This window comes from Exiguobacterium sp. s168 (assembly GCF_018619035.1).
Classification (GTDB): domain Bacteria; phylum Bacillota; class Bacilli; order Exiguobacteriales; family Exiguobacteriaceae; genus Exiguobacterium_A; species Exiguobacterium_A acetylicum.
In genome coordinates this window covers 13,724-37,357 of record NZ_JACSNE010000004.1, presented here as the reverse complement: position 1 = coordinate 37,357, position 23,634 = coordinate 13,724, and the positions used below count along the sequence as shown (strand labels likewise).

24 protein-coding genes are annotated in these 23,634 nt (G+C 48.3%); 9 read left to right on the top strand and 15 right to left on the bottom strand.

The features are described from left to right. Positions 1 to 19: 19 nt before the first annotated feature. Positions 20 to 634: an NAD(P)-dependent oxidoreductase gene (locus tag KNQ15_RS03970; protein ID WP_214727897.1), complete on the bottom strand. Its 615-nt coding sequence runs from the start codon at positions 632 to 634 to the stop codon at positions 20 to 22. Positions 635 to 815: 181 nt separating this feature from the next. Between KNQ15_RS03970 and KNQ15_RS03965 the strand changes: the two genes are divergently transcribed. The 6 genes from KNQ15_RS03965 (at position 816) to KNQ15_RS03940 (ending at position 6,727) form a co-directional block, all read left to right on the top strand. Further along, complete coding sequence (locus tag KNQ15_RS03965; protein WP_214727895.1) at positions 816 to 1,508, top strand: hypothetical protein; 693 nt, start codon at positions 816 to 818, stop codon at positions 1,506 to 1,508. A gap of 17 nt (positions 1,509 to 1,525) precedes the next feature. Continuing rightward, a complete protein-coding gene (locus KNQ15_RS03960; RefSeq protein WP_029341157.1) occupies positions 1,526 to 2,449 on the top strand; it encodes an AAA family ATPase in 924 nt (307 codons plus the stop codon). 6 nt (positions 2,450 to 2,455) lie between these two features. Beyond that, complete coding sequence (locus tag KNQ15_RS03955; RefSeq protein WP_214727893.1) at positions 2,456 to 3,523, top strand: DUF58 domain-containing protein; 1,068 nt, start codon at positions 2,456 to 2,458, stop codon at positions 3,521 to 3,523. Positions 3,524 to 3,551: 28 nt separating this feature from the next. Next, positions 3,552 to 4,412 carry an ABC transporter permease subunit gene (locus KNQ15_RS03950; protein WP_047390994.1) on the top strand — a complete coding sequence of 287 codons (861 nt, stop codon included), beginning with the start codon at positions 3,552 to 3,554 and terminating at the stop codon, positions 4,410 to 4,412. Next, positions 4,412 to 5,440: an ABC transporter permease subunit gene (locus tag KNQ15_RS03945; RefSeq protein ID WP_214727891.1), complete on the top strand. Its 1,029-nt coding sequence runs from the start codon at positions 4,412 to 4,414 to the stop codon at positions 5,438 to 5,440. The genes KNQ15_RS03950 and KNQ15_RS03945 overlap by 1 nt, the downstream gene beginning before the upstream one ends. Positions 5,441 to 5,554: 114 nt before the next feature. Further along, entirely contained in the window at positions 5,555 to 6,727 is a 1,173-nt protein-coding gene (locus tag KNQ15_RS03940) for an MFS transporter (RefSeq protein WP_214727888.1), read from the top strand. A 67-nt stretch (positions 6,728 to 6,794) separates the two neighbouring features. Here KNQ15_RS03940 and KNQ15_RS03935 read toward each other — a convergent pair whose 3' ends face one another. The 5 genes from KNQ15_RS03935 to KNQ15_RS03915 form a co-directional block, all read right to left on the bottom strand. Next, complete coding sequence (locus KNQ15_RS03935) at positions 6,795 to 7,853, bottom strand: MFS transporter (RefSeq protein WP_353048888.1); 1,059 nt, start codon at positions 7,851 to 7,853, stop codon at positions 6,795 to 6,797. A 181-nt stretch (positions 7,854 to 8,034) separates the two neighbouring features. Further along, positions 8,035 to 10,590 (bottom strand): sensor histidine kinase, encoded by a 2,556-nt coding sequence (locus KNQ15_RS03930; protein ID WP_214727883.1) that lies wholly within the window; start codon positions 10,588 to 10,590, stop codon positions 8,035 to 8,037. A gap of 206 nt (positions 10,591 to 10,796) precedes the next feature. Further along, on the bottom strand, positions 10,797 to 11,237 hold the full coding sequence (locus KNQ15_RS03925) for a hypothetical protein (protein ID WP_214727881.1): 441 nt from the start codon (positions 11,235 to 11,237) through the stop codon (positions 10,797 to 10,799). A 71-nt stretch (positions 11,238 to 11,308) separates the two neighbouring features. Beyond that, positions 11,309 to 11,728, bottom strand: a complete 420-nt coding sequence (locus KNQ15_RS03920) for a hypothetical protein (protein ID WP_023467641.1) — start codon at positions 11,726 to 11,728, stop codon at positions 11,309 to 11,311. Next, on the bottom strand, positions 11,728 to 13,845 hold the full coding sequence (locus KNQ15_RS03915) for a DNA topoisomerase III (RefSeq protein WP_214727879.1): 2,118 nt from the start codon (positions 13,843 to 13,845) through the stop codon (positions 11,728 to 11,730). Before KNQ15_RS03915 ends, KNQ15_RS03920 begins: the two co-directional genes overlap by 1 nt. Positions 13,846 to 13,889: 44 nt before the next feature. Here KNQ15_RS03915 and KNQ15_RS03910 point away from each other — a divergent pair, with 44 nt between their 5' ends. Further along, entirely contained in the window at positions 13,890 to 14,786 is an 897-nt protein-coding gene (locus KNQ15_RS03910) for a DMT family transporter (RefSeq protein ID WP_023467639.1), read from the top strand. 46 nt (positions 14,787 to 14,832) lie between these two features. Here the strand turns inward: KNQ15_RS03910 and KNQ15_RS03905 are convergent, their stop codons facing one another. Beyond that, entirely contained in the window at positions 14,833 to 16,293 is a 1,461-nt protein-coding gene (locus KNQ15_RS03905) for an MDR family MFS transporter (RefSeq protein WP_214727877.1), read from the bottom strand. Positions 16,294 to 16,438: 145 nt separating this feature from the next. Between KNQ15_RS03905 and KNQ15_RS03900 the strand changes: the two genes are divergently transcribed. Beyond that, a complete protein-coding gene (locus KNQ15_RS03900; RefSeq protein ID WP_023467637.1) occupies positions 16,439 to 17,254 on the top strand; it encodes an SDR family NAD(P)-dependent oxidoreductase in 816 nt (271 codons plus the stop codon). Between the two features lie 43 nt (positions 17,255 to 17,297). Here KNQ15_RS03900 and KNQ15_RS03895 read toward each other — a convergent pair whose 3' ends face one another. Genes KNQ15_RS03895 through rnz form a run of 7 tightly spaced genes read right to left on the bottom strand, consistent with a single transcriptional unit; the run spans position 17,298 to position 22,049 of the window. Next, on the bottom strand, positions 17,298 to 17,669 hold the full coding sequence (locus KNQ15_RS03895) for a hypothetical protein (RefSeq protein ID WP_023467636.1): 372 nt from the start codon (positions 17,667 to 17,669) through the stop codon (positions 17,298 to 17,300). Positions 17,670 to 17,696: 27 nt separating this feature from the next. Beyond that, the gene (locus KNQ15_RS03890; protein ID WP_251137580.1) at positions 17,697 to 18,260 is read right to left on the bottom strand and encodes an ECF transporter S component; all 564 of its coding nucleotides are present in this window, start codon (positions 18,258 to 18,260) and stop codon (positions 17,697 to 17,699) included. Next, positions 18,257 to 19,210, bottom strand: coding sequence for an ATP-binding cassette domain-containing protein (locus KNQ15_RS03885; RefSeq protein WP_069940391.1), 954 nt, complete (start codon positions 19,208 to 19,210; stop codon positions 18,257 to 18,259). Before KNQ15_RS03885 ends, KNQ15_RS03890 begins: the two co-directional genes overlap by 4 nt. After that, positions 19,146 to 19,865: a hypothetical protein gene (locus tag KNQ15_RS03880; protein WP_214727875.1), complete on the bottom strand. Its 720-nt coding sequence runs from the start codon at positions 19,863 to 19,865 to the stop codon at positions 19,146 to 19,148. Before KNQ15_RS03880 ends, KNQ15_RS03885 begins: the two co-directional genes overlap by 65 nt. Next, positions 19,843 to 20,247, bottom strand: a complete 405-nt coding sequence (locus KNQ15_RS03875) for a DUF4430 domain-containing protein (protein ID WP_029341142.1) — start codon at positions 20,245 to 20,247, stop codon at positions 19,843 to 19,845. The genes KNQ15_RS03880 and KNQ15_RS03875 overlap by 23 nt, the downstream gene beginning before the upstream one ends. Further along, positions 20,244 to 21,140 carry a hypothetical protein gene (locus KNQ15_RS03870; protein ID WP_058265134.1) on the bottom strand — a complete coding sequence of 299 codons (897 nt, stop codon included), beginning with the start codon at positions 21,138 to 21,140 and terminating at the stop codon, positions 20,244 to 20,246. The genes KNQ15_RS03875 and KNQ15_RS03870 overlap by 4 nt, the downstream gene beginning before the upstream one ends. A gap of 3 nt (positions 21,141 to 21,143) precedes the next feature. Next, the gene (rnz, locus tag KNQ15_RS03865; protein WP_214727873.1) at positions 21,144 to 22,049 is read right to left on the bottom strand and encodes a ribonuclease Z; all 906 of its coding nucleotides are present in this window, start codon (positions 22,047 to 22,049) and stop codon (positions 21,144 to 21,146) included. Positions 22,050 to 22,157: 108 nt separating this feature from the next. Here rnz and KNQ15_RS03860 point away from each other — a divergent pair, with 108 nt between their 5' ends. After that, positions 22,158 to 22,337 (top strand): hypothetical protein, encoded by a 180-nt coding sequence (locus tag KNQ15_RS03860; RefSeq protein WP_023467629.1) that lies wholly within the window; start codon positions 22,158 to 22,160, stop codon positions 22,335 to 22,337. Between the two features lie 62 nt (positions 22,338 to 22,399). Here the strand turns inward: KNQ15_RS03860 and KNQ15_RS03855 are convergent, their stop codons facing one another. Next, the gene (locus tag KNQ15_RS03855; RefSeq protein WP_029341139.1) at positions 22,400 to 23,524 is read right to left on the bottom strand and encodes a M20/M25/M40 family metallo-hydrolase; all 1,125 of its coding nucleotides are present in this window, start codon (positions 23,522 to 23,524) and stop codon (positions 22,400 to 22,402) included. Between the last annotated feature and the right edge of the window lie 110 nt (positions 23,525 to 23,634).

Below are 23,634 nucleotides of genomic sequence, written 5' to 3'. Positions count from 1 at the left end.
TGGGAGAATCCTTTTTTCTTCATTCTGCTAAACCGACACTCGATTTAATATGATCCTCTGTCTCGATTGCCTGTAAGAGAAAATGCGCCACATCTGCGCGATTGATCTGTTTTGCGTCTTCCGGTACACCTGTATCTGCTTGACGATAAAGCCCCGTCAACGGACCGTTCAGTAAACGGAGTGGTCGGGCTACCGTATAGTTCAAATCTGCTTGTTGCAAAAGCGTGATCGCTTGACGGTGATCCTTTAGTGGATTTTTCAGAATCCGCTGAGCGAGCATCCCTTGTACACCCGGTAATTCATCATCAACACCGGCAGACGCAACATAACCGATCCGGTCTACCCCCTGTTTTTTCATCGCTGTCACGATCCGGACGAGACTCCGTTCTAAAAAGCCACTGTATGCAAGACTCTCTGTGCCAAGAGCCGTCAGGACAGCCTCTTGTCCGGCAACAGCAGCCGTCACCGCTTCTTGATCGAGCACGTCGCCTTTAACGACATGTAACCGTTCATCATGTAGTGTCAGTTTTTCCGGACTACGGACGAACGCTGTGACCTCATGCCCGTGATCAATCGCTTGCTTGACCAGTTCTTGCCCCGTTTGACCCGTCGCTCCAAAAATAATCAATTTCATACAAAACACCCTTTCTCTTTCAAGAACCACTGATTCCATCATACCCTCACCACTTGAAAATGAATCGTCTCACATCGTCTTTATTTTCAGAAAATTGTTTTTATTTGTTAAGCGTGTATGCTAAAATCTTCCTAAGTACATATGGATATTTTTTCCTTAAATACAGGAAGGAGAATCGCTTGTGTTACGGCAACGCTTCATCATGTCGCTTGGTGTCATTTTGATTGGTCTGTTCTTGTTTCAAACCGTCACAACATACGTCTATACGCATTACATCATGCCGGGTCCTGTTAAAAATCCATCAGACTGGCGATACGTAGATGGAGACATTGATCGTAAAACTGATCCTGGTCACTCTCATGTTAAAACAAGAGACAAGATGCCATTTAGTCCAATCGCACGAATACCTGGTCCAAAGGAGCTTTGGAAATCCCTTAAAGCGGATGCCTCTGACTCCCCTCTTTCTTATCTACAATATGTCATTTTAATCAGCTTGTTTAGTTTCATGGTCTGGAAACTCGTTCAATCGCGTCGCGTGAAAAAACGGAGCAGTCCTAAAGGAGAGTTGACCGATGACGTTCCACTAGCTCAATCGATCTTTCGTCCTGCTTCTTTAAGAAAATCGCCTTATCTGTATGCATCATATTCATCTTCACGTGTCCGTAATCTCGTCATCCGCTTTGAGCAACACTTACCACGCAGTCAGCAACGTCGTCCGAACGAGACGCTTGAAGACTGGTTACGTCGGATTGAGGTCCCTGTCGACTTTCAGTTATATCGGGATATCCGCTACGGTGACGTGTCAGAAACGATCGTCACGGACGATGAGATTCTGCGCTTTGAACAACAATTAGCACGCTACTCAACCATTTAACCTTGGAGGGATTTCCTATGAAACTACAACAATTAAAAGACCAACTCAATTCGATCTATCTCGGTAAACCGGACGTCATCGATCTCTGTCTGACGGCACTCATCGCTGAAGGACACATCCTCCTTGAAGATGTACCGGGAACAGGGAAAACGATGCTTGCCAAGGCACTCGCTCAGAGCTTTGAGAGTGCCTTCTCGCGGATCCAGTTCACGGCGGACCTTCTCCCGTCAGACGTCATCGGTTCAGACTTCTTCAACTTAAAGACGCAGGAGTTCGAGAATAAACGCGGTCCATTATTCGCGAACGTCGTCTTGATTGATGAGATCAACCGCGCTGTTCCGCGGACACAATCGGCACTGCTCGAAGCGATGGAAGAACGTCAGGTCTCGATCGGTGGAACGACCTATCAGATGCCGGCCCCATTCTTCGTCATTGCGACACAAAACCCGATTGAATCGGCAGGAACGTTCCCACTACCGGACGCCCAACTCGACCGATTCATGGTCGCAATCGAAGTCGGTTATCCGGATTTTGAGAACGAACGCCGGTTATTGTCTGAGATTCTGACGAACGTCCGTCGGTCAGCTGTCGGCATCGCGTCAGGCGGTGACTTGATTTCCTGGCAGGAAGAGGCACGCCGCGTCCATGCATCGCAAGACGTGCTCGATTACTTGCTCCATATCGTCCAAGCGACACGAAACCATGAACTCATTGAAGTCGGCGTCAGTCCGCGTGGAGCGATTGCGTTGCTTCGCGCCTCGCAAAGCTACGCGTTCTTGAATCAACGCGACTTCATCATCCCGGAAGATATCAAATATCTTGCAAAACATGTCCTGTCCCACCGCCTGACACTGACACTTGAAGGTGGAATCAAGACGACGAAAGCGGCTGTCTTGACGCATATTCTGGACGACGTGCCGGTTCCGGTCGAGATGGGGTGATGAATCATGCAGATTGAACATTCCGTCCCGTTTTGGCTTGAACGCCGACTTTTTCCACTGTACGTCACGATGACGTTCATCTTCCTCTTCATTCCGCGTCTTTCCGTCCTCGGTTTCCTGTTCGCAGCTTTGGCGACGATTCATTTCGTCGTCGGGCGAACAGAAAAGCAGCTCCAACGGGACGTCGCAATCGAATGGAAACATTATGAATCCCTGATGTTCAATCAAGAACAGACGTCGCTCCACTTACAAGTCTTCGGCGTCGAAGCCTTGAATCAGCTTGGGCTCGAAGCGACACTTCGTTTGCACACAGATGGCGGAGTCATCTTCCCGGAGATGGACCCACTACACCCGGCAACATTTTATGCAGTGATTGACTCTGAAGACACGGTGACGATTCCGATTCAGACGGTTCGCCGTGGACCGGCCGAGTTCGATGAGATCATCTTGACGATTCGCTTGCCTTGGAAGATGGGCGTCTATCTCTTTACGTTCGATACGTATCCTTCATTTACGGTTTTACCGTCCTTGACAGCGCAAGCGACGCCGCTTCTTTTACAACGTTTACGGATCGGTGATCGACCAGACCGCTACTCACCGCTCAAGAACAAACTCGTTCAACTTGGTGCAAAACCCTATACGGCGGAACCGTCAAAAGAAATCGATTGGTATGCGACGGCGAAGACCGGTCGCCTGCAGGCGAAAGTGTTCGAAACGAGCAATCAGGATACGTTTACGATTGCCTTGAATTTATCAGCCCCGAGCGGTTACGGTCTCCATCAACAATTTGAGACGTTCATTGAACAAGCCGCATTCCTGATCAGTGAATTAATCAAAGAAGGCTGTAAGATCGAACTATTCCTCAATCGACTCGACGGAGCGAACCGAATGACGCATCTCTCATTACAAGAAGGACAACCACAATTAAAACATGTCCTGATGACGCTCTCGACGGTCTCGACGCGTGATTCGTTCATCGCAACGCAACAGTTCGAACGCTACGTACTGCGCCGGAAACATATGAACAGTCAGTTGATCCAAATTGGCAATGACCGGATCCTCGCTATCGGTTGAGGATCCAAAGAAAGGAGTTTTTCCCTTCATGTTTTTTATCGCCCGAAAATCAATTCAGCTCATCGTGGCTTTTTTTGTCTTGATTGCGATCAGCGCCCTTCCGGCGCTCGTTGCGCAAATGAAATTCAACCCAGCAAGCTACTGGGAAGGTCTGAAGCAACAATTTGCTCAATTAACGAAACTTGATGAGATTACCTATTTTAACGTAACCGCTCAAAAGGAGTTCTTATTGCTTCCTACCATCAGTCCCTTTATTAAAGAGACGTTAATCATCTTTACGACAGCTATGCTGGTCTCCGCTGTGTGTGCGATTTTTTATGCTTATTTGTTTTATCGGAGTGGCCGCAAAACACGCATGATGCTGAAACAGACGACACGGACGCTTGAGATGGTTCCGGATCTGTTCTGGATCATTCTTTCACAATTCCTTGTCCTTTATCTGTTTAAAACGACCGGGTATGACAAAATCGAAATTGCGGGATCCTATGCTGAGTACATTCGTTTTTTACCGATTCTTACCCTAACGTTGACAACACTATTCTTCTTCATCAAATGGTTGACGACGCAAGTACTCGAACAGGAAGCTGCTCCTTTCCTTGAACTTGCACGGGCTAAAGGGATTCGTCCTGCCGCTCTTTTCTGGAAACACTTGATTCCGACAATGATCTATCGGTTTTATCTGTTTTTCCGAGCGAATATCATTACGGTCTTATCGAGTCTCGTAATCATTGAATACACATTCGAAGTCCAAGGTATGTTCCGGTTCGTCTTTTATAATGGACAAATGCCGATTTTGATGGTCATCTTGTTCTTAATCTATCTGCCGATCTTTATCATTGATTTACTGGCAGAATGGCTAATTCCGAACGCCTGGAAAGGGGGCATTTGATGCGTCGTACTTTGATGCGAGATCCTATCTTCTGGCTATGTTTAGTTTTACTCGCTGGTTTACTGCTGCTTAGTTTTGGAAATACAATCTTCCGTGATGGTCAAGTCGATCAAATTTCGAACCGGTATGCTGAAGACGGCACGTTCCTTGCGACGTCACCACTAAAACCGTCAAGTGATCAATGGCTCGGTACAGACCGCTCTGGCAATGACCTCTTTCAATTGATGATTGAAGGATTTAAATGGACAGCCGGTATTTGTATGATTGTTGCGCTCGGTCGAATGTTTCTTTCGCTAGTGATTGCGATTCCGCTAGCTTTTAGAAGTGCTCGCGTCAATCGATACTTAAAACTTATTCTTGATGGATTTTTAGTTTTACCGCTCTCTCTTGTCGCGTTACTCATTTTGCTTCCATCACTTACGTTCTTTGATTCGACTGCTATCCCACCGTTGTTCGACCGTGTATCGTTCGAATTAATCGTCTTGATTTTGCTTGGTCTCCCCTCTTTATCGCTTTATCTGATTGCTGAGACCCGTCAGTTGCTTAGTCAAGAATTCATGATTGTCGCTCAGACGCTCGGTGGCAGTCCGTGGCATCGTTTCAGACACCATATTTGGCCACACCTTATTCCGACGTTGACAATCGTCTTTATGCAACAGTTCATTCAAACGTTGATGTTACTCGTTCACTTATCACTTTTCAAAATTTTCTTCGCTGGAACGGTTAATTTACATGTCGGAACTGCCCCAACGATTTTTGAGTGGTCCTCGATGTTCGGTTATTACTTCAACCAGTTTTCAGCGACGTCGTGGCTCAATCATATGTTCCTCGTTCCATTGATTGGACTAGCACTGGTTGTCTTTTTCAGCAATCTATTCATGAGTCGACTCGAACGGGCTTTCCGCTTCCGCCAGCAACTAAAACCAATCAAGCTATCGGTATCTCGTGCTCAAGACGAAGCCGCCGCGACATCGATGGTCGATCCCTTTACACTCGTTGCCCGGAACTCCCGTCACGATTCTGATTGACAATCCATTTTTTTCCTCTTACACTAGAAAAAAACATGAAATGAGGGCGTCCGTTGTAAGTCATTCTGAATTCTCACTCCTAACTAAATACGTACGATATGGAGGTCATTCAGAATGAACCGGTTTACGCTTTTATTGGTCAGTCAATGGATTGCGAATGCGGGAGATGCGCTCTATATCGTCTCCCTGATCGCCATGATCTATCAAACGACAGGGCAAGCGAGTCTCGCTGCCCTGTTTCCCGTTCTCGTCACAGCAGGCATGACAGGAAGCGGCTTCTTATTCGCCCAAGTCGCTCAACGTGTTCCTCATGCCTCCTTGTTGTTCGGCAGTCAACTCCTCAAGACGATCCTCTTAGGCGTCATCTGGGGATTTGATCTACCACTGCCTCTCGTCCTCGCACTCGTTGGGTGTATCGCTTTCTTCGACGGATTTGCTCGTCCGATCGAAAGTGCCTTCATCCCTCGACTGTGTCAGGATGTCCAAAAAGCTAACAGTCTCGTACAAGGTTCGAATCAAGTGATTCAGCTCATCATGTGGCCGCTCGGCGCCATCCTGGTCAGCTTGTTATCCCCTCTTTCCGTCTTGTCCGTCTCGGCTGGTCTGTTTTTAGGTGCCAGTCTCATCAGCTATCTGTTCTATCGAAGCGTCCGCTCTCTACCCGACCCTTCGATGGAAGAGGAAGACGTCTCCTTCCGGTCGAGTATTCGCTACACGCGAACGCATCCTTTCGCGAAAGCCAACACGTATCTCGTCGGAATCGATGCGTTCGTCAGTACGGCTTGGATTTCTGCTCTGTTCCTCGTCTACATCGATACACATTTCCAGCTATCGGAACGCTGGTGGGGTATCTTGAACGCCTTCTATCTGCTGAGCATGATTGCCGGCAGTTACATGATGTTATGTCGACACAGAACACGTTCGTTGCTTTATCGCAGTATCGGTTTATCAATTGGGGCGACCTTCTTGTTTGCCTTCGCTCCAGTCGTCACACTTGCCGTGATCGCCTGTCTGTTCCAAGGGTTTGCGAGTCAAGTCCGGGCAATTGAGCTGAATACGTTGTTGCAAACGACGACACCACTCGAGCGGTTACCATATGTCTACAGCGTACAACAAACCGTTTATGCACTCTGCTTCTGTCTCGGTAGTCTATTGTTCGGATGGCTTGCCGATATGTTTGCGATCGAGCTCGTCTATGCGCTTGCAGGCGTCCTCTCCTTATTGATGTGGCAACCGGCTCGCCAAGTATTAGCACGTTCCTCTCAGGAACAACGACACGTGTCGTAATAAATGACAGTCAAAAGGACAAAGGTCAATGCACCTTTGTCCTTTTTTTGATTCAGTTCTGACGCGTTCACGTCACACCATACAATAGAAGCAACATAAGTGAGACGAGACCGAGCGCGGCATAGGTCATCTGAAGCGAGAAGACACGTTCGACGAAGACGAACAGCGTACCGGTTCCAAGCACAGCTAAACGTTCAATGACCGAGATCATCGACGCAAACGTCGCACGTCCGCTTTCTGGCGCTACTTCTTGAATAACTGTCGTCACATACGGCTCAGCCCAGCCGTAGCACAAGTACAGCATGCCGAGTAACCCGATACTGACAAGCGGGGAGGCAACCGACAATCCCGCAAGACACACGATATAGATTATCGCCCATCCGACAGGTGACCGGAAACGAGATAAGGACGCACCGATCGCCTGCATGATTTGGAATAACACGAAAACGAGACCCATATAGATCATCGGTATCGTTTGATCCCGTAGATAGAGTTGCCAAAACTCATCGACGAAATCAATCGTCGCCCCGTATAACAAGACAAGACAAAGAATTCGGACGTAGACGCGTCGAAACGAAAAACCGTTTAGCAACGTCTTCAACGAACTCGTCTCTCCGTCTTGTTCTCGCGATGCTTCCTTTAAGAAAAACGTCAGGAGTATTGTTCCGAGCAAAACCCACCAGGACACGTAATAGTGCCAGATCAAGTCTACCGATTGTGCGGCGTAACTACCGACGAGTGCTGCGAGTCCGGACGTTAACAAACCACCAATCGAGATCTTTCGCCAGACCGTCTCGAATCGCTCCTCTATCCTATGCATTCGCAATGTTTCATAGACGTGGGCTTCAAGCGCTCCACTAAGTGCTGCGCCACCGATCCCGGCAAGGATCATCGCCAAAAGGAAGGCAGATAGTGAGTAGGCTTCAAGCAACACAGTGAATGACAACCACTCGCATACGAAACCAACCAGAATGAACGGCTTTTTCCCCCACCGGTCGGATAACAAACCAAACGGAACCTCACCAATCAGCATGACCCAAGCAAAGACAATCTCTGCGATGACAACGTCGGCAATACTCATTCCCCGGCCTTCCCAGTAAAAGCGCTCAATCACATACGCTGGAATGAACGAACTACTGGCTTCGATCAGGATCCAAAGAATGAGTGATCGTCGGACTTAACAAGGCCATCTGCTTCGCCGCATCTCCTCACTTCCTTTCAGTTTGATAGTAATCCGTTCCCGTTTTGCAGAGGAAACCAACAAAAAAACGCCCTTTGATTGAAAAAATCAAAGAACGTTTTTGACATTAACATTCATCTGCCGATTCCGTGACCGGTATGACGGACTGGACGATCGGTAGTTCGACGATGAACGCGGAACCGACACCTTCCGTTGATTCGACATGGATCATTCCTTCGTGTGAACGAACGATTTCCTGACAAATCGCAAGACCGAGACCGGTACCGCCGATTTTTCGACTATCCGAATTATCGACTCGGTAGAACTTACTGAACAGTTGTGGTAACGCGTGACGCGGAATGCCGATTCCTTCGTCTTCGATCATCAGCTGGACACGATCTTCGACTTGACGCATCGTAATCGTGATCTGACCACCATCCGGTGAATACTTGATCGCATTGTTGATCAGATTCGTGAACAGCTGGCGCATTTTTTGTTCATCAGCATGAATCCGACCCGTCGTCGTTTCTTCAAAATCAAGGACTAGCTCGTGATCTTTTGCCGAAGCCGTATGGAACTCGACCGTTTCCTGAATGACTTTCGTCAAATCAAGCGGTTTAAAGTCATACTGTTGCTGACTCGATTCCATCCGCTGAACATCGAGGAAGTCGTTGACGAGGTTCGTCAACCGTTCGGTTTCCCCATGAATCGTCTCGAGATACCGCTGACGTTTTGATTCATTGACGTCTCGCGCAAGCATCAATTCTGTATAGCCGTAAATCGAGGCAAGCGGAGTCCGTAACTCATGCGATACGGTCGAGACGAATTCCGATTTCATCCGGTCGATCGCCGTCTCTGCCGTCACGTCACGTAAGACGAGCATCGTACCGCGGAAACAACCACCGTAATGAATTTCCTCTGCATATAACGTGACGAATCGTTCTTCCTTATTGAGGGACAGCGACAAACTCTCTGTCGGAACTTCCTGATTGCATATTTGATCCATGTACGCTAGGAACGCTTCGTGTTGATCAACCTGTACCGCTAGTTCTTCGATTTTGACGTCAAGCGTCATTAGACCTTCATCCGTCACTTGATCGTGCGCCGGGTGATGGAACAAGGCGAGCAATGGTTTATTGGCAAAAATTATCTCCCCTTCGATATAAATGACAGCTTCTCGAATCGAATGTAGGAGTTTTGATGTCTTTTCACGCTCCCGTTCGACTTCTTCAAAAACACGCATCCGGAGCAAGGATAGTGCCAATTGGCGGGAGAACGACCAGATTTCGTCCGTCTGGTCTTCCGTGAAGGCATCCCGGTAACGAACGAGGTAGATACTTGCAATCATCGTATTCGTCGCCGGGTCCATCACTGGTACGACGATCTCATACATTGTGTACGGATAAGGCAACGGATGATGACTCGCCACTTGTTTACTGGAGCGTACAGCACGTTTATTTAAACGTGCGCGTTTGAGTAGTGATGTCGAAGCATGCAACAACTGATGCTCTTGGTCTGCCGTCATCCCGTACGAAACGAGATCCGTATAACGGTCTTGCTCTAAGAAGACGATGGCTCCGAGTTCGGCACCGGTGATTGTAATCAATTTTTCAATGATCGCCGGATACGCCGTCAATGTTTCACGAGAAGCAAGCGTTTCGGTCAACTCATTGCGATAACGCAAATGGGTCTCATTGCGTAACGTGACATCGAGTGCCTCTTCGAGTTCTTCCTGTTGCGATTGAAGCTCTTCTTGCTGGGCAATTAATTCTTCCTGTTGACTTTGTAGTTCGTCGTTACTCGCGACAAGCTGGTGCTTTTGCCCCGAAATGGCGGCTGCCATCTGATTGAACGTCGTCGTCAATTCACCGATCTCATCTTGACGATTCGTGATGACGATTGGTGCCGCATCCTCACCTTTAGCGAGTCGTCCACTTTCCCGGTTCAACTGACGCAACTGACGCGTCAAGCGGCGGACGAATGGTCGGACGAAAACGAGAGTAATCAATAAGAGGATTGCGATATTGACTGCTCCGAGAATTTGCGATGAGTTGACTTGTTTACCAAGCCGCTCTTGCGCTGCCATCTCTTGATCGTTTAAGGAATTACGATATTTCGTAAAGACCGTCTCCATATCAACGATACTTGAACTCATATCAGCCGCACTCTTCGTCTTGATGTTAAACTTCCGCTGTGGATCGAGTGGTTTTGATTTTGTGACCTTTCCAAGCGTCGGCATCTTCAAGAACGGTTCCGTCACTTTGCCGTCTTTTTTCGCCGCGACATAATTGACGAGGCTCGGCATGACGCGTTGGGTATACGCTGTATAGAGTTCCCGTGCGTCCGTTGCATACTGCCGTTCTTCTTTGAAACGTGCATTGCGCTCGAACCACGTCGTTTGTTGATTGATACCATTTTTCTTTGCTTCGATTTCTTTTAACATCTCTTCGTCACCAAGCAAGACGAAGCCACGCATCTCGTACTGCATACTTTGCCATGATTCGTATAAATCCGTCGCTCGTGTCCGATGTTCGTTTAACATCTTTAATTCTTGGCGTGATTCATCCACCTGTTGTTTCGTATATAGGTAGACACCACCTGTCGTTAGCAGCAGTGTCAGAAAAATCACATAAAACGCAGACATGATTTGCCGTCCAATCGTTCGATTCAGCCATGTTTTCATTAAAGGAATTCAACTCCTTTCCCTTTATCTTTCTCCAGCAATAAAGGTATTCCCGTTCATTCATTGTAAACTTTTTTCAATCGATACACAGTATTCTGCTCAAAAAGATTTCAATTTCATACAACTTTAATCTAAATCATTGTATATGACAATTAGATGTCACAATTCAACCGTTTTCAACAAAAAAAGAGCCCTTAGGACTCTTTTTAATGGTGATGGTGATGTCGATGGACCGGCTGTTCATCAGCTAAATGATCCGCATCTAAAATGCCGAGCCGTAAGTACTGGACTTCGATCTGCTTTTTAATCGTTTCAGAGATTAGATCTGTCCCTTGAACGAGCTTTAAGATACCAGTCGCAATCCGGAATGGTTCAAGATTCGTCTTTTCGACCGGAAACCGTGTCAACGTCTTTAAGTATGCGACGTAGTTCAGTGCGTCCGATTCACCCGGACTCACGAGACGCGCCGCATGCTCGCGCAGTTGCTGCGTCAAAGAATTCGTTGAGATCCCCTTTGAGGCTGCAGATATGACTCCGAACAGAATAAAACCGATGATGAGAACGAAAAATCCGACCATAAAAATCGGCATGCCCGAGAAGAAGCCGTCGCCTCCCAATTCGCTTTCCATGAATGCTACTGTGAACATAGTGAACCCTCCAAATGACTAGAATGATGACGATCACTTATCCTACGTCATCCTCTTCAAGGAAGTTTCACTTAGTTAGGTAGTTTTTGCAAATCAGCTTGGAACCAGTCTTCAACGAAGAAGCGTTCCGTCTCCGTCTCGATTTGATACGAATACAACACCTCGAAGTCGCCTTCGGTCAACATCGGTAACGTCAATTCGCGTACGAGTTGGCGTAACTCTTCCGTCAGCTCGGCTTCGTAGCGGATGAAGCCATCTTCCCGGTGCTCGACTTCCGTCAAATATGGAAGCAGGATATGCTTGCCGAATGATTGTGGATCATCGATCACTTCCGCAGTCACACCAAACAGTTCTTCTGCTTCTTCGACGAGTCCTTCTGCCGACTGTACCTCGATATGATCCGGAAACCAGACCGTCAAGCGGCGCCCTTCCTGTAACAGTCGTTCAAAGACAGGACGAAACGTTTGATTTTGAATCAGTTCGTATTGCATCAGTCTTCCCCTTTCGTGAATTCGAATTTTAATTGATCGCGTTCGAGATAGAGCATCGCCTTGAACTGACGCGCATTCTTTTTCATCTCGAGCGGTTTTGTTTTTTGACCAGCGAGTACTTTTTTAACTTCCGTTTGTGTCAGTCGGGCACCTAGAATCGTTTTCGGTAATGTAAAACCACAGTTATTCTTCTGGTATCCACTGCAACCATAAAACTTCCCACGATCAAGCACTGCTGACTGGCATAGTGGACATGGACCGACCGGGCGATTCGTTGCTCCACGCGGTGATTTGCTTTTGACTTGTGTTGGATCAACAGCGAGTTGTTCGATTCGTTGTTTGGCATCGACGACGAGATGCTCCGACAATTTTTTCGCCTGTTCGATGAACTGGGCAGCAGACGCTTCCCCTTTGCCGATCTGCTCTAACCGGCTCTCCCACTTCGCTGTCATCTCTGGCGAAGCAAGAATGCTTCCCGTCACGGCATCGATCAATATCCGACCTTTTGGCGTCGGATGAATCTCTTTTTTGACGAGCTTGATGTACTCCCGTCGTTTTAATCCATCAATGATCCCGGCACGAGTCGCTTCCGTCCCGAGTCCTTCGACTTCCTTCATGATCGCTTGCAGCTCGTCTTCAAGCAACTTACCGGCTGTTTTCATACCGAGGATGAGTGTCCCTTCTGTATAACGTTTCGGTGGCTCCGTTTGTTTCTCGAGCAGACGGCAGCCTTTGATCGGCATCTCTTGTCCTTGTTCGACGGCTGGTAATTCGACTTCCTTTGACTCGATTTGTAAGACCTGTTTAAAGCCCGGATCAATCGTCCGACTGCCACGTGTCAAAAAGCGATCCATCTCGCGTGTCGTCACGATTTCTGTCTTCTCCGAGACGGCGTCCGGTGCAAAGGCGGCAAGGAATCGACGGACAATCAAGTCATAGACTTGCGCGTCCCGACCAGATAACTTGGCGACGGCACCCGCTTCTTCTGTTGGAATGATCGCATAGTGGTCGCTGACCTTCGCCGGATTGACGTAGCGTTTATCGTTGGCCGGATTATTCGTCAAGACATCCTTGATCGGGCTATATTCCGCTTGCTTCAGTAAGCGATCAAGAATGACCGGGAACTGTCCCGCCTCCTCTTTCGTCACGAAGGAAGAGTCCGTTCGCGGATAACTGATCCAACCACGGATATAGAGCTTTTGCGCGATATCGAGTGTCTCTTTTGCACCGAGACCAAACCGTCGGCTCGCTTCTGTTTGTAAGAGCGACAAACTGAACCAAAACGGCGGTCGTTCCGTCTGCCGCTTTTTCTCGATCGATGCGACGACTCCGGTTCCTTTCGTCCGATCGACGATCGCTTGTGCCTGTTCCCGGTCACTCAGCTTCGTCTGTTTCTTTGCATTGAGGTATTTTCCTTTGTATCGCGTAAAATCCGCCTCGACTTCGTAGTACGTCTCCGGTCGGAAATTCTCGATCTGTTTTTCCCGTTCGACGATCAGTGCGAGCGTCGGTGTCTGGACCCGTCCGAGAGAAAAGACGTCGGCGATGCCCTTCTTCTTCAGTAACGTCGTATACGCACGGGACGCATTCATCCCGATCAGCCAATCGGCGCAAGCGCGACTCATCGCCTCGTGAAAAATGTTCTCCGTTTCTTTGCCATCGAGCAGGTTCGCAAACCCATGGTCAACCGCTTGAGGCGTCAGACTCGAAATCCAGAGTCGTTGCAGTGGTTTCGCGTTGTTCGCGAGACGTAAGATCAATCGGACGATTGCCTCTCCCTCTCGCTCGGCATCCGATGCTATAATGATGGAAGTCGTCGTCCGCTCATTCAATAATTTCTTGATGACCTGGTATGGTTTACTCTTGCCTTTTGCCAGTCGGTAATCAAATCGTTCCGGGATGATTGGCAAATGATCGTAGTTCCATCGTTTCCATTTGGCGTCATAATGCGCCGGCTCCTGCAGTTCACATAAGTGCCCGACCGCATAAGCGAGTTTTGCTCCTTGCGGAAACCGGTCACATGGTTTGATTTCAATGTAGCCGTCCCGCTTCACGGACGGATACGGAGCTGCCAGTTTTTCCGCTTGTTTTGGTTTTTCAGCAATGATCAATTGCACACGCTTCACCCTCATTTCCTTACTTCAGACATGTGGAGGTACCCATGCCCTATTTTACGTTATTCATGGCTTTATTCTTTATTTCAACATCGGCAATCTTCGTCAAGTGGGCGGAGACCCCGATCGAGGCTGTCGCCTTTTACCGCATGTTGTTCTCGACCTTGTTGTTGCTCCCACTCATTCGATTGAAGGAACTATTGCAACTCAGTTCGTCGACGATCCGGCATATGCTGTTAAGTGGCATTTTGCTCGCCGGGCATTTTTGGCTGTGGTTCCTCTCTCTTGATTATACGACAGTTGCGAGCTCAACGCTCTTCGTGACCGCGAGTCCGATTTTTGTCCTTGCCGGTAACGCGTTATTCTTCAAACAACACCCGTCGCGCAAGGCACTCCTGTTCGTTGCTGTCGCTTTATTTGGTGGCGGTCTCGTCGCTTACGGAGATATCGCCGTCGGCATGCGCGCCTTGATCGGGGACGGTCTTGCTTTGCTTGCAACGATTTTAGTTGCTGGTTACTGGTTGCTCGGTCAACACGTTCGCACAAGCGTTTCGACGAATCTCTATTCGTTCGGTGTCTACGCCGTCGCGTCGCTCGTCTTGCTCTTGTTATCTTTGATTCAATCAACGAATCTCGTTGCTGCGTTTCAACAGGATTGGTGGCTGTATATTCTTCTGGCGGTCTTCCCGACGTTACTCGGGCACAATTTATTTAACTGGGCGCTCGCTCGTGTCAGTGCCAGCATTGTCAGCATCACGATTCTTGGCGAAGCGGTTTGGGGGATGATCTTCGGATACTATCTGTTTGACGAGAAGCTAACATGGATTCAAATCACCGGTGCCGCTTTACTGTTGATCGGAATCGGATTGTTCCTCCGACGCAATGAACGTGACATCCGTGAACAGCTCGCCCAGCGTGAGAGTGCCACTAGTCAATCTTCTTAACAACAAAAGCGAACCAAGATGATCATCATCCTGGTTCGCTTTTTCATTACGATCGTGGATCGTCAGGTCGAACTTTCGGTAAACGCCAGGTCATCGCAAACGCAAGAATGGCACAAACGACCCCACCAATGAAGATGTAACGTAATCCATGTGATAACGCGATTTCTGCCGCATACTGCACGTCCTGTCCGAACGTTTTTGCCGTACTCGATTGGAAGAATGGATCAATCGCGTACCCTGACAGCGTGTCCGACGCTGCAAACGAACGAAGGATTGATAGGTTGAAGATCGTACCAAAGATTGCAACACCGAGCGTCTGCCCCGTCGTACTCAAGAACGAGTTGACGGCGGTCGCTGAGCCACGAAGTGACCAATCGACGGAAGTCTGCAAGACGACCATAAAGACCGGTTGTGAGAGACCAAAACCAATTCCGATCAGCGAAACGGCAAGATAGATGAAGACATCACTTGATTCGCGCGTGATCAACGATAAAATCGTCGTACCAACGATCAGCAGTCCCATTCCGGTCATCGTCCGGTACCGGGGTGAAGCCACACCAATCGTCCGTCCACCGATGATGGCGGTCAGCGTCCAAAAAAGCGACAGTGGCATCAACATGAAACCGGCTTCGGTCGGACTCTTCCCGAGTACCCCTTGGGCGAAGATCGGAATATACGCTGACATCGAGACGAGCACCCATGCGGAAAAGAAGACCGCTAAGTTGATCACGAGAATGACCGGATGGCGAATGACTGCTGGCGGTAAGAGTGGATCGCTCGCCTTTTTCTCGACCCGATAAAATGTGAACAATAAAACGAAACTGATGAAAAAGCTCGCTAGAATGATCGGACGCAAGAACGTCTCCGACTCACTCCCCGACAATAAGCCGTACAGAAACGCACTCATCCCGAGCGCAAACAACAAGGCACCCCGGTAATCGATTTTCCGCTCCGTTTCACGGACTGTCTCTTTGTAGTAAACGACGATCATGAAGAACGACAATAACGCAAACGGTACGTTTAGTAAGAAAATATACCGCCACGAGAGCGATTCGACGAGGAATCCACCGACGAGTGGTCCAGCGACACCCGAGATTCCCCAAACCGCGCTCAGAACCCCTTGAATCTTACCTCGTTCCTCATATGTATACAAATCACCAATGATCGTCATCGCAATCGGCAATACGGCTCCTGCCCCGATGCCTTGGACGGCGCGAAAGACGATCAACATCTCCATCGATTGAGCAAGTCCACAGGCTAGTGACGCGACGGTGAAGACACCAATCCCGAATAATAGAACCCGTTTTCTCCCATATAAATCTGCCATCTTTCCGTAAATCGGCGTCGAGACCGCCATGAACAATAAGAACCCGGCAAAGATCCAACTGACTAATTTCGCCCCGTTCAGTTCACTCGCCATGACAGGCGTAGCTGTTGCGACGATCGTCCCCTCGATCGCAGCTAAAAACGTCGCGAGCAACAAGGCGACGGTTACTTTTTTCCTCATCTGTTCCACTTCCCCTCTACTGTTCTATCATACTGGTTGAACCAGTGATAAGAAAAGTAAATGCTTACGAAACAGGATTCGCGGGAACGGTATGGAATGGTATACACTAGACTCAGATTCACGATTTCGAATGGAGGAATGTCCTATGTTACGAAAAACGGCACTGATTACCGGTGCATCGGGTGGAATCGGACTCGATCTCGCTGTCCTTGCGGCGCGAGACGGTTTCGATTGTGTCCTCGTTGCCCGCAATGAGAAGAAACTCAAGGAACTGCAACAGGTCCTTGAAAAACGCTATCAGATTAAAGTCTATGTATTCGCTGCTGATTTATCACTAAGCGACAGCGTTGATCGTCTCGTGCAGTACTTAGAGGAGCAAGAATTGACAGTCGATCTATTGTTCAATAACGCTGGCTTCGCTACGTCGGGACGCTTTGCGGAAATCGATCCAACAGAAGACATCAACTCAATCCAGGTCAACGTCGTCGCCTTGACGGATTTGACGAAACGTCTTTTACCAGGAATGGTTGAGCGCGGCTTCGGACGCATCCTGAATGTCGCATCCGTTGCCGCCTTCATGCCAGGACCGTACATGAGCGTCTACTACGCGACAAAAGCCTATGTCCTGTCGTTCTCGGAAGCACTGGCAACGGAAGTCGACGGCTCTGGCGTCAGCGTAACCTGCCTCTGTCCGGGACCGACTGATACGAACTTCTTCGACCGGGCGAACATCACGCTACCGTTCAAGAGTATGCCGTCACACCTCGTCGCCTTCGCTGGGTATCGCGGTATGCTCAAAGGGCGTCGCGTCGTTGTTCCAGGTGCGAGCAACCGCGCCATGGTTTCCTTGTCTCGTCTCTTGCCACGCCGCCTGTTAACAGAAGTGACAGGTCGAATCCAAGATCCTGCTCGCCAGCAAGAATCGTCGACAGAAGAAGAACTCCTGTACGCGAATTCATGAAAAAAACGGAAGGACCAGCTAGCTGGTTCTTCCGTTTTTGTATTTATGCCTCGTGATGACGAAAACGCCGCGTCGCATAACGTTTGACGCGATCGAACGTCGTCGTATAGCGATACAGATAACGAATGACGAGCGCACCCGTGATCGAGACGATATAGCCCGTCGATAAGACGAGTAACCAGGAGACAATCGCGAGGAACCATGAACTCTCGAATCGTAAATGTTGCCAAAGTAATCCTTCTGACGAGGTAATGAGCATGGCGCTTGGAAAGATGGCGGCAGCAAGTAAGTAACAAGCAGCGTAACGTCCTCTAATCGTACCTTTCATCAACAGAATACTGCCAAACACTAAGCCGACACTCGAGACGATGAGCAACATGACGACATAAGCAAGCGAAATCGACGATCCCAGCATATGCCTTCCCTCCTGTTCGGTATGTTACTATTCTGTACCCCTCTTTTCATCGAATGAATGCATAATTCGTAAAAAAATCGGAAACAATATCCAAATGAAGATCGCGTTACTGAATCCGTGAAGCATATCAAACGTTCCCCCGGTCACAAGCAAGGTGAAGAAAGCCTGCCACGAAAATCCGGTCAATACCAAGAAACCGAGATTACTTACCCAGCCATACAGAAAACCAGCGAAAAAGGCATACCCGGTCAACACGAGCCGGTAACGAAGAAACGGAACGAATCCCAGACTGGCAATTGTCGCATACGCCAGCGCTTGAAAGAGGACGAACGGACCGCTTCCGAGAAACAAGCTCGTTAACACGACGACAAGCATCCCAGAAATGGCACCGACGATCGGATGGATGAAGACGGCTACTAATAAGATGAGTGCCGTTGCCGGCTGGACGTTCGGCAAACTGGAGAACAACAATCGTCCAACGATTGCCGCTGCCGTGATGATAGCGATGAACCGTAATCGTTGATCCGTCATCGGTAGTTTTTCGAAGATGATCAAGAACAGACCCATAATCAGAATCGTTGCGACGATCATACAAATAGCCGGCTTTCACGTAAAAATTGCTCCGTTGGTCCGTCAAACGCTACTTCTCCGTGCACGAGATAGATGATGCGCTGTGCTGCTCGAATCAGAGCTGAGTCATGCGTCGCCATGACAATGAGCGTTGTCGGGTTCGTATTCCACGAATTGATGAAAGTCGTTCGATCCATGTCATCGAGACCCGCTGTCGGCTCATCAAAGTAATAGCTGTCTTTACTCCAATCGATACCGTCCAAGAGACGTTTTTTTTGTGTCGTAAAACTACCGCTTCGATCGTCTAATGGCGCAAGCATCGGATGCGCTGGTACATAATGCGTCTCCCCCCACCGCCGGACTTTTCCGTACAGCGGTCGCTCGACACCGAGCGCGAGTCGTAGTAACGTCGATTTCCCACTACCATTCGCACCAATGATCGCAATGCGTTCACCTTGATGAAACGACAATTTTTCTGTTGCGAGTGCATAGCTTGTCTGTAACGGATAACGGTGTTGGACGTTTTCGATCCGATTCAGGGTACGACCTGTCAATTCAGTAGCGCGACTCGTAATTGACAAGTCGGATTGTATCGTCATCGAGCAATGAATCTGACAACCAAACCGTCGTTCGATTTCTTCAAGCAATCCCATCAATCGCTTTCGCCTGACATGATCAAGAAAGAGAAACGGTTCCGACAAGAACAGCGTCTTTGGTGACGAAGACAACGCATGACCGAGTCCGACGAGCTGTTGTTCTCCGGATGAGAGTTCACTCGACTCCGCTTCAAAAAAAGCTTCTAGTCCAAGCAAGGTCGCGAGTTCTCCTGCCCGAAACAAGGAATCCGTCGCCAGAAGATCTCGGACACGTCCATGTAGTAAGTGCTCCGGTGTCAAGACGGGTTGTTCATGTTCGCTCGCCTGTTGACGTAGTCGCTCTTCGCGATTGGTGTCGGTATACATGATAGGCATCCCGGATTCCTCCTTTTGTAAATAATAGCACTATGGGCAAAATCATCGCCGGAATGATTGCCCATGGTGTCAGACAAAGAACCAGTCCTGTCGCAAGTAATAAGCCTGTCTGAACATCACGTCGCGTGATCGGCCTTAAACGAGACGGTACCGCTTCAATTGGTAGGATATGATAGGCTGCCATCCGCTCTAGTCGAACAGCAAGTGACGCATCCGGATGACTCATCTTGACTTCGGGCCAGGTTCGTAAGAAAGACGGAATCAGCGCCAGCACCATACCTGTCAATCGCGTCAGTCGTGGTAAGAAGCGAAACAACGGTCCCATCTGATCGAGTCGAACCAACGTAAAAATCCACTGACTCGAGGTGATGAATAGCGTCACTTGGACCGTCGTTTCATAAATCGCTATTGTGTCGATACTTGCACCATAAAGAAGCGGGACACACATCATGACGGCATAGAGGGCTGGAAGTAACAGATATCGAAAAATAGTCCGTTCTTGAACGAATAAAAACAACAGCAGATGATAGACGACGATCACTGATTGATTGTGTGTGAGGACGAATGGGATCGTAATCATCCCGATGAAAAAGAGAGCGACGTTCACTGGGTGAAGTCGCTCCCGTTCTGGTTTACTCAAAATAAGCCATTGCATCTTTTTCAAATCGCCATTCGAGACGATCTCCTTTTTTCAGTTCATAACTTCCGGCACCGACTTCGCCTGGTTTGCCGTTGACTCCGAAGACCCAGCCACTACCTGCTCCAGCTGATTTCTCTCGAATCCCATCGACTGCCGTGACATATGCCATCTCACCTTTGCCTGTTTTGACGACATCGAGCGTCGTATCTTCAAGTGCATCCAGTGCTGTATCTTTTTCGTTCAAGCATACGTCTTTATCAAACAACGTCTTATCCTTAACGTGATCTACGACCGATACCTTGACTTCCGCCTCACAAGACGCTGTTTGTTGTTCCTCTTTTGCTTCCGCGCAACCGGCAAGTAACACGATACTTGCAGCAAATAACCATTTTTTCATCGTACGACTCCTTTTCGCCTTGATGTCTCAAAGCTGTAATTGTATAACAGAATAGTTTTATCACGTAAGGATTGACCGTCAGAACGGTAATAGGTCAGACGGACTGCATTCGCTAAGACATCGTCCCCTGTATTGACGTACGGAATCAGTTTTCCTTCGTCATCAATCAAGAAGACCGTTGCATCCTGCAGACTAAACGTTTCATAGAGCCCATCGAGATCCATCTCGACGTAGGGTGTTTTGGAATCATGTAAGATTTCATGAATCGACAGTTTTCGTAACGTCTCAAATGATTGATTCGCATCAATCAGTTTCTGGTAATACGACGTCAACGATTTCGTCGTTAACTCTTCACGTGGTCGATAGGAAATCGTTCCTGTCAGCTCCTGGTAACTCACATCGTAACGAATGAAGCGTTTCGGTGTTTCGACGAGCATCTCAAACGATGCGTTCCTAAGATTCCCACCACGATCGAACATCAACTGACTTTGTTCCATCCGCAGTCCCTCTTCACCGACACGTCGTTCGATTTGAGAAAGGAAATTGTCGAATGAGTCATCCGTGATCGTCACACGACCAATCTGTTGTGTTTCTTCCCGCAACATTCCAGCATCAAACGGACCGAGAAATAGTTGGAACAGGAAGAATAAGAACCCAAAGAGTGCCATGTACCGTTTATAACGCGAGTTCTTTTTAGGGTGCAGGACGATCAGGAAAATGATGATGCCGAGCGGTAACTGAATATCATAGACTGGAAACGACACGGCACCGAGGCACGCATAAAAAATGAACTTCATGTACAAGTATTTTTCTTTTTCCGTCCGACGTTCGAGCAAAAAACCTAATCCGCTAGCAGCCAGTAAAAAGAGTGCCCATAGAATGAGAAAGTCCATCGTCTACCCTTTGACCGGGACGACCCGGTGATCAAACATGAGATGGCTGTTCGCGAATACTTCTCGTGCCTCTTGTTCCAGTACTTCTTCCTGATCGACATAACGAGCAGATACATGCGTCAATAGAAGCTTTTTCGCCTGGGCCGTTTCTGCAATGACAGCTGCCTGTCGAGCGGTCGAGTGACCGAAGCGCCCCGCATGTTCGACTTCCCGATCAGCAAACGTCGCTTCATGGACTAATACATCAACATCTCGCGCCAGTTCGACCGAGGCCGCGCATGGCATCGTATCGCCAAGAACCGCTAGCTTGATCCCTGGTTTTGGTGATTCTAAAAAGTCGGACGACGTATAGACTGTTCCTTCGAATTCGAAGGTATCTTCCAATGTGATTCGGCGATAGATCGGGCCAGATGGCACTCCAAGTGTCTTCAGTGCATCAACGCGCAAGGCACCCCGCTCTTCTGGTCCTTCGAGTCGGTACCCGAACGCCGGGAAACGATGCTCAAGCGACCGCGCCGTCACGCGGAATCCGTCCTGTTCATAGGTTTGACCGTCTTCGACTTCAACGATCCGGAGTGGATAACGTAGATATGTTCCTGTGATGCGTAATGTCGCGTCCATCCATTCCTTGATCCCGGTCGGTCCATAGATCGTTAGCGGTGTCGTGCCTTCAAGCGCTGCTCTTGTGCTAATGAATCCTGGTAAACCAAAGATATGATCCCCATGTAAATGGGTAATGAAGATTGCGTTGACTTTTCGTGGTTTGATCGGGCTGTGTAAGATTTGATGTTGCGTTGCTTCTCCACAATCGAACAACCAGGTCATTTTGGGGTGTAACAAGGCAATCGATGTGACGTTTCGTTGTTTCGACGGCATACCGGCTCCTGTCCCTAAAAAATAAAATTCCATCTTTTTCCCCTTTTCGTAAAATTAGCATTTTTTATACACAAAATACACCTTTCTTCTAGTGAAGCATGGTAAACTGTACCTATTCAGATTTGGAAGGTGGTTTTTTCCATGACTAAGATTGAACGGACCTATGCCCGCATCGTCCGGGAAGCCCGCAAACTGAACGAGAGTTATCGGCAAAAATACGGAAAGTCGATTCAAATTGATGAAATCGCTTCGACCTTATTATGTACAGAAGAACTCGTTCTAGAGTCTATGGAATATGTTGATCGTCCTCAAGTAGTTTAATCGTACAATGATAAAGAGTGTACCGCAATGTTGCGGTACACTCTTTTTTGTGTTTCATCAGCTTATTTGTTCGTGATGTAATCAACTAACGTCACGCACAGTTCCGCTGTTTTGACGAGTTCTTCGATTGGCATCTTCTCATTCGTCGTGTGGATATCTTCATATCCGACAGCCAAGTTGACCGTTGGGATACCAAAACCAGCAATGACGTTGGCATCTGATCCACCACCAGAATGTAAGAGGCGTGGCGTGCGTCCGAGTTGTGTGATCGCTGCTTTCGCGACTTCGACGACTTGATCTCCATCCTCGAACTTGAAGCCCGGGTACATGACTTTGACTTCAACTTCAGCACGACCACCAAGCTCTGCTGCAGCTTCTTCGAACGCCGCTTTCATCTTCTCTGTCTGTGCTTCCATCTTCGGAGCGACAAGTGACCGTGCTTCCGCGAAGATTTCGACATAATCACAAACGATGTTCGTTGATGGACCACCACCGCTGAACCGTCCGATGTTCGCTGTCGTCTCTTCATCAATCCGACCGAGCGGCATTTTCGCGATTGCTTTTGACGCAATCGTAATCGCCGAGACACCTTTTTCCGGTGCGACACCAGCGTGAGCTGTTTTCCCGAAAATCTTCGCATTGACTTTTGCTTGCGTTGGAGCAGCTGTAATGATGTCTCCGACTTTTCCATCTGAATCGAGTGCAAAACCGTAATCGGCATCGATTTTTGATGGGTCAAGAACCATCGCACCGACAAGTCCAGATTCTTCACCGACTGTGATGACGAACTGAATTTTCCCGTGAGGTTGTTTCGTTTCATTCAATACATGCACGAGTTCGATCAGAGATGCGAGACCTGTTTTATCATCTGCCCCAAGAATCGTTGTGCCGTCCGTCTTGACGTAACCGTCCTCGATGATTGGTTTAATGCCTTGCCCCGGAAATACCGTGTCCATATGGGAAGTGAAATAAATTTTGTCGACCCCTTCTTTTGTTGCTGGAAGTGTGACGATCAAGTTATTTCCTTTATGTTCGGTCTTAGACGAAGCGTCATCCTCAAACACATCACATCCGAGATCCTCGAACGTTTTTTTCAAGTGAGCACAAATCCGTGCCTCCTCTTTTGATTCCGAATCAATCTGGACAAGTTCTAAAAACGTATCTAATACGCGTTGTTCATTGACCATGACAAAACCCTCCTCCTAATATGTTTCAATCCATTAGCGCTTTTTTAGTATACCATCCCCATCGTCATTTGCACTTCTGAAAGGTTGTTTGTACAATGGCATTAATCAGT

Coding starts and splice junctions, on each gene's coding strand:
- KNQ15_RS03970 (WP_214727897.1), bottom strand. CDS start 634: ATGAAATTGATTATTTTTGGAGCGACGGGTCAAACGGGGCAAGAACTG.
- KNQ15_RS03960 (WP_029341157.1), top strand. CDS start 1,526: ATGAAACTACAACAATTAAAAGACCAACTCAATTCGATCTATCTCGGT.
- KNQ15_RS03955 (WP_214727893.1), top strand. CDS start 2,456: ATGCAGATTGAACATTCCGTCCCGTTTTGGCTTGAACGCCGACTTTTT.
- KNQ15_RS03950 (WP_047390994.1), top strand. CDS start 3,552: ATGTTTTTTATCGCCCGAAAATCAATTCAGCTCATCGTGGCTTTTTTT.
- KNQ15_RS03945 (WP_214727891.1), top strand. CDS start 4,412: ATGCGTCGTACTTTGATGCGAGATCCTATCTTCTGGCTATGTTTAGTT.
- KNQ15_RS03940 (WP_214727888.1), top strand. CDS start 5,555: ATGAACCGGTTTACGCTTTTATTGGTCAGTCAATGGATTGCGAATGCG.
- KNQ15_RS03930 (WP_214727883.1), bottom strand. CDS start 10,590: ATGAAAACATGGCTGAATCGAACGATTGGACGGCAAATCATGTCTGCG.
- KNQ15_RS03925 (WP_214727881.1), bottom strand. CDS start 11,237: ATGTTCACAGTAGCATTCATGGAAAGCGAATTGGGAGGCGACGGCTTC.
- KNQ15_RS03920 (WP_023467641.1), bottom strand. CDS start 11,728: ATGCAATACGAACTGATTCAAAATCAAACGTTTCGTCCTGTCTTTGAA.
- KNQ15_RS03910 (WP_023467639.1), top strand. CDS start 13,890: ATGCCCTATTTTACGTTATTCATGGCTTTATTCTTTATTTCAACATCG.
- KNQ15_RS03905 (WP_214727877.1), bottom strand. CDS start 16,293: ATGAGGAAAAAAGTAACCGTCGCCTTGTTGCTCGCGACGTTTTTAGCT.
- KNQ15_RS03900 (WP_023467637.1), top strand. CDS start 16,439: ATGTTACGAAAAACGGCACTGATTACCGGTGCATCGGGTGGAATCGGA.
- KNQ15_RS03895 (WP_023467636.1), bottom strand. CDS start 17,669: ATGCTGGGATCGTCGATTTCGCTTGCTTATGTCGTCATGTTGCTCATC.
- KNQ15_RS03890 (WP_251137580.1), bottom strand. CDS start 18,260: ATGATCGTCGCAACGATTCTGATTATGGGTCTGTTCTTGATCATCTTC.
- KNQ15_RS03885 (WP_069940391.1), bottom strand. CDS start 19,210: ATGCCTATCATGTATACCGACACCAATCGCGAAGAGCGACTACGTCAA.
- KNQ15_RS03880 (WP_214727875.1), bottom strand. CDS start 19,865: ATGCAATGGCTTATTTTGAGTAAACCAGAACGGGAGCGACTTCACCCA.
- KNQ15_RS03875 (WP_029341142.1), bottom strand. CDS start 20,247: ATGAAAAAATGGTTATTTGCTGCAAGTATCGTGTTACTTGCCGGTTGC.
- KNQ15_RS03870 (WP_058265134.1), bottom strand. CDS start 21,140: ATGGACTTTCTCATTCTATGGGCACTCTTTTTACTGGCTGCTAGCGGA.
- rnz (WP_214727873.1), bottom strand. CDS start 22,049: ATGGAATTTTATTTTTTAGGGACAGGAGCCGGTATGCCGTCGAAACAA.
- KNQ15_RS03860 (WP_023467629.1), top strand. CDS start 22,158: ATGACTAAGATTGAACGGACCTATGCCCGCATCGTCCGGGAAGCCCGC.
- KNQ15_RS03855 (WP_029341139.1), bottom strand. CDS start 23,524: ATGGTCAATGAACAACGCGTATTAGATACGTTTTTAGAACTTGTCCAG.